Origin of the sequence: Streptomyces sp. NPDC001339, assembly GCF_042895955.1 — a bacterium.
Classification (GTDB): domain Bacteria; phylum Actinomycetota; class Actinomycetes; order Streptomycetales; family Streptomycetaceae; genus Streptomyces.
This window is the reverse complement of sequence record NZ_JBIAWT010000003.1, coordinates 507,771-520,383: the sequence shown is the minus strand read 5'-3', so window position 1 is coordinate 520,383 and position 12,613 is coordinate 507,771. Positions and strand designations below refer to the sequence as shown.

Annotated in this window: 11 protein-coding genes; 9 read left to right on the top strand and 2 right to left on the bottom strand. The window is 73.2% G+C overall.

Annotated elements, in window-relative coordinates:
• Positions 1 to 102: 102 nt before the first annotated feature.
• Positions 103 to 1,359 carry an 8-amino-7-oxononanoate synthase gene (locus ACFY12_RS11305; protein WP_390715514.1) on the bottom strand — a complete coding sequence of 419 codons (1,257 nt, stop codon included), beginning with the start codon at positions 1,357 to 1,359 and terminating at the stop codon, positions 103 to 105.
• A 157-nt stretch (positions 1,360 to 1,516) separates the two neighbouring features.
• Between ACFY12_RS11305 and bioB the strand changes: the two genes are divergently transcribed.
• From bioB to mug, 8 genes are all read left to right on the top strand, one after another.
• Positions 1,517 to 2,674: a biotin synthase BioB gene (gene bioB, locus ACFY12_RS11300; protein ID WP_390715513.1), complete on the top strand. Its 1,158-nt coding sequence runs from the start codon at positions 1,517 to 1,519 to the stop codon at positions 2,672 to 2,674.
• The gene (locus ACFY12_RS11295) at positions 2,667 to 3,983 is read left to right on the top strand and encodes an adenosylmethionine--8-amino-7-oxononanoate transaminase (protein ID WP_390715512.1); all 1,317 of its coding nucleotides are present in this window, start codon (positions 2,667 to 2,669) and stop codon (positions 3,981 to 3,983) included. The genes bioB and ACFY12_RS11295 overlap by 8 nt, the downstream gene beginning before the upstream one ends.
• A 14-nt stretch (positions 3,984 to 3,997) precedes the next feature.
• On the top strand, positions 3,998 to 4,678 hold the full coding sequence (bioD, locus tag ACFY12_RS11290) for a dethiobiotin synthase (protein ID WP_390715511.1): 681 nt from the start codon (positions 3,998 to 4,000) through the stop codon (positions 4,676 to 4,678).
• A 621-nt stretch (positions 4,679 to 5,299) separates the two neighbouring features.
• Complete coding sequence (locus ACFY12_RS11285; protein WP_390715510.1) at positions 5,300 to 6,643, top strand: hemolysin family protein; 1,344 nt, start codon at positions 5,300 to 5,302, stop codon at positions 6,641 to 6,643.
• On the top strand, positions 6,640 to 7,644 hold the full coding sequence (locus tag ACFY12_RS11280; RefSeq protein WP_390715509.1) for a hemolysin family protein: 1,005 nt from the start codon (positions 6,640 to 6,642) through the stop codon (positions 7,642 to 7,644). Before ACFY12_RS11285 ends, ACFY12_RS11280 begins: the two co-directional genes overlap by 4 nt.
• A 70-nt stretch (positions 7,645 to 7,714) precedes the next feature.
• A complete protein-coding gene (locus ACFY12_RS11275; protein ID WP_390715508.1) occupies positions 7,715 to 8,485 on the top strand; it encodes an SGNH/GDSL hydrolase family protein in 771 nt (256 codons plus the stop codon).
• Between the two features lie 90 nt (positions 8,486 to 8,575).
• Entirely contained in the window at positions 8,576 to 10,009 is a 1,434-nt protein-coding gene (gene purB / locus ACFY12_RS11270) for an adenylosuccinate lyase (protein WP_390715708.1), read from the top strand.
• Between the two features lies 1 nt (position 10,010).
• Positions 10,011 to 10,583, top strand: coding sequence for a G/U mismatch-specific DNA glycosylase (gene mug / locus ACFY12_RS11265; RefSeq protein WP_390715507.1), 573 nt, complete (start codon positions 10,011 to 10,013; stop codon positions 10,581 to 10,583).
• Positions 10,584 to 10,672: 89 nt separating this feature from the next.
• Here mug and ACFY12_RS11260 read toward each other — a convergent pair whose 3' ends face one another.
• Entirely contained in the window at positions 10,673 to 11,140 is a 468-nt protein-coding gene (locus ACFY12_RS11260) for a hypothetical protein (RefSeq protein WP_390715506.1), read from the bottom strand.
• Positions 11,141 to 11,302: 162 nt separating this feature from the next.
• Here ACFY12_RS11260 and ACFY12_RS11255 point away from each other — a divergent pair, with 162 nt between their 5' ends.
• Positions 11,303 to 12,460 carry an ROK family protein gene (locus ACFY12_RS11255; RefSeq protein ID WP_390715505.1) on the top strand — a complete coding sequence of 386 codons (1,158 nt, stop codon included), beginning with the start codon at positions 11,303 to 11,305 and terminating at the stop codon, positions 12,458 to 12,460.
• Positions 12,461 to 12,613: the final 153 nt, after the last annotated feature.

Genomic DNA, 12,613 nt, shown 5'->3' with positions numbered 1-12,613 from the left:
GCTCGATGCGGTGAACTCTGCTACGCGAGACCGGATTTGGGACGAACGGGACAAGACTGCGTTCCGGCCGCCGCCCCGGTAGCGCCCCGCCGCGTCAGCCCGTCAGCCCGTCGGCCCGTCAGTCGGCGCGGTGGCCACGATCGTCCCGACCGCCCGGTCGAGCTGGCCTTCCGTCAGATCCGCACGGGCGGTGAGCCGCAGCCGGGAGATCCCGTCGGGCACGGACGGCGGCCGGAAGCAGCCGACCGCGAGCCCCGCGGCACGGCAGTCGGCGGCCCAGCGGACCGCGGCGTCCGGCGACGGAGCGCGTACCGCGACCACCGCGGCGTCCGGCCGGGCCGCCGTCAGGCCCGCCGCGGTGAGCCGGGCGTGCAGCGCGCGGGCGTTCCGTCCGGCACGGGCGGCGCGCCGCGGTTCCCGGCCGAGCAGCCGGAGCGCCGCGAGCGCGCCCCCGGCCGCGGCCGGAGCGAGGCCGGTGTCGAAGATGAACGACCGGGCGGTGTTGACGAGGTGCTCGATGACCCGGGCCGGGCCGAGCACCGCACCGCCCTGGGAACCCAGCGATTTGGAGAGCGTCACGGTGGCCACCACATCGCCGTCACCGGCCAGTCCAGCCGCCCACGGCGCACCCCGGCCCCCGTCGCCCAGGACGCCCAGACCGTGGGCGTCGTCGACGAGCAGCGCGGCGCCCTGTGCCCGGCAGGCCGCGGCCAGGCCGGGCAGCGGCGCCGCGTCACCGTCGACCGAGAACACCGAGTCGGTGACCACGAGCGCCCGGCCCTCGTGACCGGTCAGCGCGGCGCGCACGGCCTCCGGGTCGGCGTGCGGCGCGATCCGGGTCCGGGCCCGGGAGAGCCGGCAGCCGTCGATGAGGGAGGCGTGGTTGCCGGCGTCGGAGACCACCAGGGTGCCGGGTGCGGTGAGCGCGGTGACGGCGGCGAGGTTCGCGGCATAACCGGACGACAGCACCAAAGCGGCCTCGAAGCCGCAGAACGCGGCGAGTTCCTCCTCCAGACGGGCGTGCAGCTCGGTGCTGCCGGTGACCAGGCGGGAGCCGGTGGCACCGGCGCCCCAGCGGTGTGCGGCCTCGGCGGCCCCGTGGGTGACCTCGGGGTGCCGGGCCAGTCCGAGGTAGTCGTTGCCGGCCAGGTCGAGCACCGTCGAGTCGGCGGGCCGCGGACGCAGCGTGCGGACGAGTCCGGCCCGTTGGCGCTCGGCCCGCGCCGTGTCGATCCAGTCGAAGACCGCGCCGTACGGCCGCGGAGCGGGCGGGGCCTCGTACGGCCGGGACGGAAGGGCGCCGTGCGGCCCGGCCGGCGGGGCGTCGTGGAGCAGCGGCGGGGCGGAGTCCTGCGGCATCGGCGTCCTTCGTCGTTCGGCCTCGATTGTGGGCTGTCGATAGACGTTAGCGGTCGTTCCGCACGCTCACGGTGTGGCAATACCCACACACCGGTCTCCGCTCGTTGTGGGATTCCTCCTTGGACACGAGGAGGTGGCGTAGTCCAGGATCATGGCCATGGACCTGCTGAACACGTTGGTGGACAAGGGACTACGGCGCGAGTCGCCGACCCGCGAAGAGGCACTGGCCGTACTGGCGACGTCCGATGACGAGTTGCTCGACGTCGTGGCCGCGGCCGGGAAGGTGCGCCGCCAGTGGTTCGGGCGGCGGGTCAAGCTCAACTACCTGGTCAACCTCAAGTCGGGCCTGTGCCCCGAGGACTGCTCGTACTGCTCCCAGCGGCTGGGCTCGAAGGCCGGGATCCTCAAGTACACCTGGCTGAAGCCCGATGAGGCCTCCAAGGCGGCCGCGGCGGGGGTGGCCGGCGGCGCCAAGCGGGTCTGTCTGGTGGCCAGCGGCCGCGGTCCCACGGACAAGGACGTGGACCGGGTCTCGGAGACCATCTCGGCCATCAAGGAGCAGAACGAGGGCGTCGAGGTGTGCGCCTGCCTGGGACTGCTCTCGGACGGCCAGGCCGAGCGGCTGCGCGCCGCGGGCGCCGACGCCTACAACCACAACCTCAACACCTCGGAAGCCACCTACGGCGACATCTGCACCACGCACGACTTCTCCGACCGGGTCTCCACCGTGCAGCAGGCCCAGGCAGCCGGGATGTCCGCCTGCTCCGGCCTGATCGCCGGGATGGGCGAGAGCGACGCCGACCTCGTCGACGTGGTCTTCGCACTGCGCGAACTGGACCCCGACTCCGTCCCGGTCAACTTCCTGATCCCCTTCGAGGGCACCCCGCTGGCCAAGGAGTGGAACCTCACCCCGCAACGCGCGCTGCGGATCCTGGCGATGGTCCGGTTCGTCTGCCCCGACATCGAGGTACGGCTGGCCGGCGGCCGCGAGGTCCATCTGCGCAGCCTGCAGCCGCTCGCCCTGCACCTGGCCAACTCGATCTTCCTCGGCGACTATCTGACCAGCGAGGGCCAGGCCGGCCAGGACGATCTGGCGATGATCGCGGACGCCGGCTTCGAGGTCGAGGACCCGGGCACCGCGACCCTGCCCGGACACCGCCGCCCCGGCTGCGGCGGAGCCGACGCCGAAGCCGCCACCGACGGACCGGCCGCCACCACCGCACCGGCCGCCACCGCCCCGTCCGGAGAGGCCCACCGCGACCTGGTCGCCGTACGCCGCCGCGGTGCCGGTACCGACCTCCCGCCCAATGCCTGAGCCGCTCGGTCCGGCCCCGACCGCCCGTGAACTGCTGGCGCTCGACCGGCAGCACGTCTGGCATCCGTACGGGCCGATGCCCGGCACGGCCACCCCGCTGCTGGTCGAGTCGGCCTCCGGAGTCCGGCTGCGGCTGGCCGAACCGGCCGAGGGCCGGGACGAGTTGGTGGACGGCATGTCCTCCTGGTGGTCGGCGGTGCACGGCTACAACCACCCGGTGCTCAACGAGGCGGCGCGCGGCCAGCTGGAACGGATGAGCCATGTGATGTTCGGCGGGCTCACCCACGAGCCCGCCGTCCGCCTGGCCAAACAACTCGTCGACCTCACCCCGGAACCGCTCCGGCACGTCTTCCTCGCCGACTCCGGGTCGGTGTCGGTCGAGGTCGCCGTCAAGATGTGCCTGCAGTACTGGCGCTCGCTCGGAAAGCCCGGCAAGCAACGGCTGTTGACCTGGCGGGGCGGCTACCACGGCGACACCTGGCAGCCGATGTCGGTGTGCGACCCGGACGGCGGGATGCACGAGCTGTGGCAGGGCGTGCTGCCCCGGCAGCTCTTCGCGGACGCCCCGCCGCCCGGCTTCGACGCCCCGCCGGACGAGGCGTACGCGGCCCACCTCCGCGAGCTGATCGGCCGGCACGCCGGGGAGCTGGCGGCGGTGATCGTCGAACCCGTGGTGCAGGGCGCCGGCGGTATGTCCTTCCACTCCCCCGCCTACCTCCGGGTGCTGCGGGAGGCCTGCGACGCACACGACGTCCTGCTCGTCTTCGACGAGATCGCCACCGGCTTCGGCCGTACGGGTGCCCTCTTCGCCGCCGAACACGCCGGCGTCGCGCCCGATGTGATGTGCCTCGGCAAGGCACTGACCGGCGGATACCTCACTCTGGCCGCGACGCTGTGCACCTCGGCCGTGGCGGACGGCATCTCCCGCGGCGCGGTGCCGGTGCTGGCGCACGGCCCCACCTTCATGGGCAACCCGCTCGCCGCCGCCGTCGCCAGCGCCTCGATCGAGCTGCTGCTCTCCCGGGACTGGGCGCGGGAGGTCCAGCGGATCGAGACCGGCCTGCGGACGGGGCTGGCGTCGGCCCGGGGCATCCCGGGGGTACGGGACGTGCGGGTGCTCGGGGCGATCGGTGTGGTCCAGCTCGACCATCCGGTGGACATGGCCGCCGCGTCCCGGGCGGCGGTCCGGGAGGGCGTATGGCTGCGCCCGTTCCGCGACCTGATCTACACCATGCCGCCGTACGTCGCCGATGACGACGATCTGGCACGGATCTGCGCCGCGGTGTGCGCAGCGGCACGCGAAGGCTGAAGGAGCACGACACCATGGCAGTGCTGTTCGTGACGGGCACCGGCACGGAGGTCGGCAAGACCGTGACCACGGCCGCGATCGCCGCGGCGGCGCTCGCCCGGGGCCGGTCGGTGGCGGTGCTCAAACCGGCCCAGACCGGCGTCGCCGCGCACGAGCCCGGCGATGTGGCGGAGGTCGAGCGGCTGGCCGGTGCGGTCACCACCGCCGAACTCGCCCGCTACCCCGAGCCGTTGGCCCCCGCGACGGCCGCGCGACGGGCCGGTATGCCGCCGATGGGCCCCCAGGAGATCGTCGAGGCGGCCGCCGAGCTGACCGCCTCGCACGACCTCGTCCTGGTGGAGGGCGCGGGCGGTCTGCTCGTCCGCCTCGACGCGGACGGCCACACCCTCGCGGACGCCGCCAGGCTGGCGGACGCCCCGGTCCTGGTGGTCGCCCGGGCCGGTCTCGGCACCCTCAACGACACCGCGCTCACCGCACTGGCCCTGCGCACCTACGGGCTCTCCTGCCCCGGCGTGGTCATCGGCAGCTGGCCGGCCGCGCCCGACCTGGCGGCCCGCTGCAACCTGGCGGACCTCCCCGACGCGGCCGGCGCCCCCCTCCTCGGCCGGATCCCGGAGGGCGCCGGGGCGCTGCCGCCGGGGGTGTTCCGGGCGGGGGCGGTCCGGTGGCTCTCCGCTGCGCTTGCGCTCCGCTAGGGGCTTCCCACGTTTTTGGCTGCGGGCGCCGTTCCGCTGCGCTTGGCTTGCCTCCCACGTTTTTGGCTGCGGCGCCGTACCTTCCGTTTCGCCGTTGCGCCCGTCGTGGCGCCCCGTTTGTTCTTGGCTTTCCCGCCGTGTCGCCTGGCGGCGGGCTGTTTGCCGCTGCGCGGGGCTGTACGTCACGGGTGCGCCCCTCCGAACTTCGTTCTGCGGTCCGCCCCCTCCCGTGGGTGGGTGGAAGAAGACCGGTGGGGGGTGTAAGTAGCCGATCGCCTGCAGGCAGTGGACCACTCGCGTACACCCCCACTCACCGTTTTCCCTCCCACTCCCGGGAGGGGCCGCTCCGCAGGACGCCAGTCCGGAGGAGCGGACCCGCGCCCGACCCACCCACGCCCGCCGCAGGCGCAACGGCGAAACGGAAGGTACGGCGCCGCAGACGACAACGTGGGAAGCAAGCCAAGCGCAGCGTTTTTGCTTATCCTTTACCATTGGATTTCCCCTCCCCCATTGAAAGGTGTGTGAGCGTCCAGTCATGGGCGACCCTCCCAGTCGTCGAGCGCCCTCGCGACACTGCGCGAACCTTCCGATCCTGGCCGACGATGGGACGGAGGTGACTCGATGACCGAGCTGCTCTTCCTGGGCGTGGCGATCCTGCTGACCCTGGCCTGCGGCGTCTTCGTGGCGGCGGAGTTCTCGCTGACCACCGTCGAGCGCAGTGACCTCGAGCGCGCCGCCGAGCGCGGCGAACGGGGTGCGCAGAGCGCCCTGAAGGCGGTCCGTGGCCTCACCTTCCAGCTCTCCGGTGCCCAGCTCGGTATCACCGTCACCGGCCTGGTCATCGGCATGCTGTCCAAGCCCGCCATCGCCACTCTGCTGACGGGGCCGCTCAACGCGGTGGGGCTGCCGCACGCGGCGGCCGACTCGCTGGCCCTGGTCCTCGGTACCGCGCTGTCCACGGTCGTCCTGATGGTCGTCGGCGAGCTGGTCCCGAAGAACTGGGCCATCTCGAACCCGCTGGTCATCGCCCGGAAGGTGGCGACCGCCCAGCGCGGATTCAGTGCCGCCTTCCGGCCGTTCATCCGGCACCTCAACAACACCGCCAACCGCCTGGTCCGCCGGATGGGGCTGGAGCCCGCCGAGGAGCTGGCCTCGGCCCGCGGCCCGCAGGAGCTGGTGGCGCTGGCCCGGCACTCCGCCAGGGAGGGCGCGCTGGAGGCCGATACCGCCGAACTGTTCGTCCGCACCCTCAACCTCGCCGATCTGACCGCGGCGAACGTCATGACGCCGCGGGTGCAGGTGGTGGCGCTGGACGTGCAGTCCACCGCGGAGGACGTCGCCGACGCCACCCGGGCGACCGGGCTGTCGCGCTTCCCCGTCTACCGCGGCAGCCTGGACCGGGTCGTCGGCATCGCGCACATCAAGGACGTACTGACCGTCCCCGCCGAGCGGCGCCCCCGTCACCCGGTCGCCGAGCTGCTGCGCGAGCCGCTGCTGGTCCCCGCCACGCTGACCGTGGACCGGCTGCTCGACCGGCTTTCGGGCAAGCGGACCATGGCCGTGGTCATCGACGAGTACGGCGGTACGGCCGGCGTCGCCACGCTGGAGGACATCGTCGAGGAGGTGGTCGGCGAGGTCCGCGACGAGCACGATCCGCTGGAGACCCCCAACCTGGCGCCGGCCGGCACCGACGCCGACGGCCGCGGTCTCTACCAGGCCGACGGCGCGGCCCGCGCCGACCAGCTGGCGCGGATCGGCCTCCGGCTGCCGGAGGGCCCGTACGAGACCCTGGCCGGCCTGATCGCCGCCGGACTGGGGCGGATACCGGCCGCCGGCGACCACCTGGAGGTGGCCGGCTGGTCGATGGACGTCCTCGACGCCACCGGCCGCCGCGCGGCGCGGGTGCTGCTGCACGCCCCGCCGCCGGACGGCACCCAGGCGCGGGGTGAGGAGGCCGGCCGATGACCGCACTCCAGCTCTTCGTCGGTCTGCTGACGCTCGTCGTCAACGCCTTCTTCGTCGGCGCCGAGTTCGCCCTGATCTCGGTGCGCCGCAGCCAGATCGAGCCGTACGCGGAGCGCGGGGACCGCCGGGCGGGCCATGTGCTGTGGGGTCTGCGGCACGTCTCGGCCCTGATGGCGGCCGCCCAGCTGGGCATCACACTGTGCACCCTGGTGCTGGGCGCGGTCGCCGAGCCGGCCATCGCGCACCTGCTGGAGCCGGTGTTCCACGCGGTGGGCATCACGGACGCGCTGGTCCACCCTGTCTCGTTCGTGATCGCGCTGACCCTGGCCACGTATCTGCACATGCTCTTCGGTGAGATGGTGCCGAAGAACGTCGCCCTGGCCGAGCCGGTGCGCACCGCGCTGCTGCTCGGGCCGCCGCTGGTCGCGCTGGCCCGGGCGCTGCGCCCGGTGATCTTCGCGATCAACGCGTTCGCCAACGGGCTCCTCAGGCTGCTGCGGGTGGAGACCCGGGACGAGGTGGCGGCGACCTTCTCGGACGACCAGCTGGCGCGGATGGTCGAGGACTCCCGGCAGGCCGGGCTGCTCGACGAACGCGCCCAGGAACGGCTGCGGGACGCTCTGGAACTGGGCCGGCGCCCGGTCCGGGACGTGGTGCTGCCGGTCGGGAAGGTCGTCTCCGCCCGGATGGGGACCACGCCCGACGAGCTGGAGCGCCTCGCCGCCGCGTCCGGCTTCTCCCGCTTCCCCGTGGTCGACGACACCCAGCGCATCCTCGGCTATCTGCACGTCAAGGACGCCTTGGGCGCCATCCCGCGGCAGCTGCCGTTCCCCGTCTCGGCGCTGCGCCCGATCGCCCGGGTCAAGGCCTCGACGCCGCTGGACGACGTCCTGACGGCGATGCGCGGCTCCAGTACCCACCTGGCCGCGGTGATCGGCGACGACGGGCGGCTGGCGGGGCTGGTGACCATGGAGGACGTGCTGAGGCAGCTGGTGCTGTGACGCCTCGGCCCCGCGTTCCGCCCCCTCCCTGGGACGGGGCAGAACGTACGGCCGATAAAATCTCCGCGCTATGGAGACGCATGCCCGATACACCAGTTTCGTCGCGGTCGGCGACAGCTTCACCGAGGGGATGTCGGACGGCCTGCCGGACGGCTCGTACCGCGGCTGGGCCGATCTGCTCGCCGCCCGGCTGGCGGCCCGCACCCCCGGCTTCCGGTACGCCAACCTCGCGGTGCGCGGCAAGCTCATCGGGCAGATCGCGGACGAGCAGTGCGGGCCGGCCGCCTCGATGGGCGCGGACCTGGTGACCCTGGTCGGCGGCCTCAACGACGTCCTGCGGCCCCGGTGCGAGGTGGAGCGGGTGTGCGCCACGCTGGAGACCGCCGCCGACCTGCTGGCGAAGGGCGGCGGGCAGCTGGTGCTGATGCGCAGCCCGGGCCGGCGGGGTCCGGTGCTGGAGCGCTGCCGCCCGCGTATGGAGCGGCTGTTCGCGCGGATCGACGAGGTGGCCGCGCGGCACGGCGCGGTGGTCGTCGACCTGTACGCGTCACAGGCCCTGGCCGATCCCCGGCTGTGGGCGGACGACCGGCTGCATCTGAACGCCGAGGGGCACCGCCGGGTGGCGGAGGCGGTCTGGCAGGCGCTCGGCCTGCCCGCGGAGTCGGACTGGGACGCGCCGCTGCCGGCCGCCGTACCGCCGGCCTGGGGCGCGCGGCGCGCCGCTGACCTGCGCTTCGCCCGGGAGCATCTGGTGCCCTGGATAGGCCGACGGCTGACCGGCCGGTCCTCCGGGGACGGACGTCCGGCCAAGCGCCCCGAACTGGTGCCGTACGAGGCGTGAGCGCCCGGTACGCCGCTTGGAGGAAAGTACGGCCGGGACCGGGGCGCTGGCCTGCGCGAATCGCCAGTAGACTCTGACCACGTGACTGCTGTGTCTGCGAAGCCTCGCATCCCCAATGTTCTGGCCGGCCGCTATGCCTCCACGGAGCTGGCCGTGCTGTGGTCCCCCGAATACAAGGTCAAGCTGGAGCGGAAGCTGTGGCTCGCCGTGCTGCGTGCCCAGAAGGACCTGGGGGTGGAGGTCCCCGAGCAGGCGCCGGCCGACTACGAGCGCGTCCTGGAGACCGTCGACCTGGCGTCGATCGCCGAGCGCGAGAAGGTCACCCGGCACGACGTCAAGGCCCGGATCGAGGAGTTCAACGCCCTGGCCGGCCATGAGCAGGTGCACAAGGGCATGACCTCCCGGGACCTGACGGAGAACGTCGAGCAGCTGCAGGTGCGGCTGTCGCTGGAGCTGATGCGGGACCGCACGGTCGCCGTGCTGGCGCGCCTGGGCTCGCTGGCCGCGCAGCACGCCGAGCTGGTGATGGCCGGCCGCTCGCACAACGTCGCCGCGCAGGCCACGACGCTGGGCAAGCGCTTCGCGACCGCGGCGGACGAGCTGCTGGTGGCGTACGCGCGGCTGGAGGACCTGCTCTCCCGCTACCCGCTGCGCGGCATCAAGGGCCCGGTGGGCACCGCGCAGGACATGCTGGACCTGCTCGGCGGCGACGCGGGCAAGCTCGCCGAGCTGGAGCAGCGGATCGCCGCGCACCTCGGCTTCGGCCGGGCCTTCACCTCCGTCGGCCAGGTGTACCCGCGCTCCCTGGACTACGACGTGGTCACCACGCTGGTGCAGCTCGCCGCAGCCCCCTCGTCGCTCGCCAAGACGGTCCGGCTGATGGCCGGTCACGAGCTGGTGACCGAGGGCTTCAAGCCCGGCCAGGTCGGCTCCTCGGCGATGCCGCACAAGATGAACACCCGCTCCTGCGAGCGCGTCAACGGCCTGATGGTGATCCTGCGCGGCTATGCGTCGATGGCCGGTGAGCTCTCCGGCGACCAGTGGAACGAGGGCGATGTGTCCTGCTCCGTGGTGCGCCGGGTGGCCCTTCCGGACTCCTTCTTCGCACTGGACGGTCTGCTGGAGACCTTCCTCACCGTGCTCGACGAGTTCGGCGCCTTCCCGGCCGTCATCGCCCGTGAGCTGGACCGCTATCTGCCGTTCCTCGCCACGACGAAGGTGCTGATGGGCGCCGTACGCGCCGGTGTCGGCCGCGAGGTGGCGCACGAGGCGATCAAGGAGAACGCGGTCGCCTCGGCGCTGGCGATGCGCGAGCAGGGCGCCGAGCGCAACGAGCTGCTGGACAAGCTGGCCGCCGACGCGCGGATCCCGCTGGACCGGGCTCAGCTGGACGCGCTGATGGCGGACAAGCTCTCCTTCACGGGTGCCGCCGCCGACCAGGTGGCGTCCGTCGTCGCCCGGATCGAGGAGGTCGCCAAGCAGCACCCGGAGGCCGCCGCGTACACCCCGGGCGCGATCCTCTGACATGCGCTTCACACCCGAAGAACTGGAGGCCGCTCGTGACCGCCTCGTCCCGGACGTGGCGGCGAGCGGCCTGCGGGTGCTCTTCTGCGGGATCAACCCGGGGCTGATGACGGCGGCCACCGGCCACCACTTCGCCCGACCCGGCAACCGCTTCTGGCCGGTCCTGCACGCCTCGGGATTCACGCCCCGTCAGTTCAGGCCCGCCGAGCAGGAGGAGTTGCTCGCGCACGGCCTGGGCATCACCAACGTCGTGGCGCGGGCGACCGCCAGGGCCGACGAGCTGACCGCGGCGGAGTACCGCGAGGGCGGCCGGCTGCTGGCCGAGAAGGTGGCCCGGCTCCGCCCCCACTGGCTCGCCGTCGCCGGTGTCACGGCGTACCGCGTCGCCTTCGACGACAAGCGCGCCACGATCGGACCGCAGGAGCGCACCCTGGGCGGCACCCGCATCTGGGCGCTGCCCAACCCGAGCGGCCTGAACGCCCACTGGACCCTGCGGACGATGGCGGAGGAGTACGGACGCCTGCGCGCGGCGGCGTTCCCGGAGCCCGACGCGACGGAGCCCCGGCACGGCTGAGGACGACGCGGCGGACGGCACGAACGCCGGGCCCGCTATCCGGCCCTGTCCACCGCGTCCACCGTGTCCACCACGTCCTCCTCCCCCCGCTATCCGGCCCTGTCCACCGCGTCCACCGTGTCCACCACGTCCTCCTCCCCTACCGCCACCAGCAGCTGAAAGGGCAGCTCGCGGCCGCCCTGCCCCACCCCGACGCCGATCCAGCGGCCCCGTACCCGCCAGCCGTGCATCCGCGGCACATATCCGCAGAGAGTGTCCAGCGGAGGCCGCACCGGCAGGCCCCTCGCCGTCCGCTCCAGACAAGCGGCGAGATCGACGGTTTCGGGTGCGCCCCACCGTAACGACAGCGCCTGGACCAGAGCCGTGAGTCCGGCGTCGAACTCCTCCTCCGCCTCCGCCACCTCGGTGAGGTCCGCGTCCCAGAGCGCGTCGCCGACCCGCAGACCGGCTATGTGGAAGCCCGGCCCGCTCTCGGCCAAGGCGGACCGGCCCCGCTCGGCCGGGAACGGCCGGAGGCACAACAGGTCGATGGCGTTCAACTGCTCGTCCAGTCTCATGCCCTCAGTAAACCTGCCAGGTCTGACAATTGACCCTCCGTTGACCCTCCGTCGGGGGCACGGGGCCCATGACGGGCACCCGGCCCGCGCCCCTCCAGGGCTCGCCGCACACCCCCTGACCGGCTACGATCCGCCCCATACGCCGAGCGAGGGAGACGGACGTTGGGGCGGCTCACCGGTGGGGATCCCTCCCTGCTGCGACGGATCAACTCCGCCGCGGTACTGCACGCGCTGCGTGCCGCGGACGCGTCCACTCTCACCCGCCTCGTCCAGGTGGCGGGGCTGTCCCGGCCCACGGTCGAGGGCGTGGTCGAGGGACTGATGGAGACCGGCCTGGTGGTCGAGGTGCCCGCCGAGGAGGGGGAGACCCGCCGTCAGGGCCGCCCGGCGCGCCGGTTCCGGTTCCGTACCGAGGCCGGCCACCTGCTGGGCATCGAGATCGGGCCGCACCGCGTCACGGCCGTGCTGGCCGATCTGAGCGGCCGCGTGGTGGACACCGGGCAGCGTGCCGTGGAGGAGACCGCCCCGGCCGATGACCGGCTGGAGCGGGTCCGGACAGTGGTGGCCGATCTGCTGCGCCGTACGGGCGTCCCGCGCGGTTCGCTGCGGGCCGTCGGGGTGGCCACCCCCGGCATCGTGGAGGCGGACGGCACCGTACGGCTGGGCACCGCACTGCCCGGCTGGACGGGACTCCCGCTGGGCGACCGGCTGCGGCGGTCGTTCCGCTGCCCGGTGCTGGTCGAGAACGACGCCAACGCGGCGGTGGTGGCCGAGCACTGGCAGGGCGCGGCGGCCGGCTCCGACGACGTGGTGTTCGTCCTGGCCGGGCTGAGCCCCGGAGCCGGCTCGCTGATCGGCGGGCGGCTGCACCGGGGATTCGGCGGAGCGGCGGGCGAGATCGGCGCGCTGCATCTGCTCGGCCGCGAAGCCAGGCCCGAGAAGCTGCTGTCGACGACCGGTCAGCCGCTGCAGCCACTGGACGAGGAGCAGGTCGCCGCGGTGTTCGCGGCGGCGCGGGAAGGTGACGCACGGGCCCGGGAGGCGGTGGACCGCTTCCTCCAGCGGCTGGTGCACGATGTCGCGGCCCTGGTACTGGCGCTCGACCCCGAGCTGGTGGTGATCGGCGGCTGGGCGGCCGGACTGTCCGACGTCCTGACGCCGCTGCGCCGGGAGTTGGCCCGCTACTGCCTGCGCCCCCCACAGGTCATGCTGTCGCAGCTGGGCGAGGCGGCGGTCGCCACCGGCGCCCTGCGCCTGGCCCTGGACCATCTGGAAGGCGAACTCTTCGCAGTGGAGGGCACAGCAACATCCCGCCGCTGAACCACCCACACCCCGGGACTACCCGCCCCACCCCGTTGTGGCCCTGCAGGGGGCGCCATGGCATCCCCTAGATGATCGATTCCAAGGGGTAGTTGCAGCTGGGGGTAGCCGATGAGCCTTGCTGATTCCTGTGACCGGCGATCTCCGTGGTGA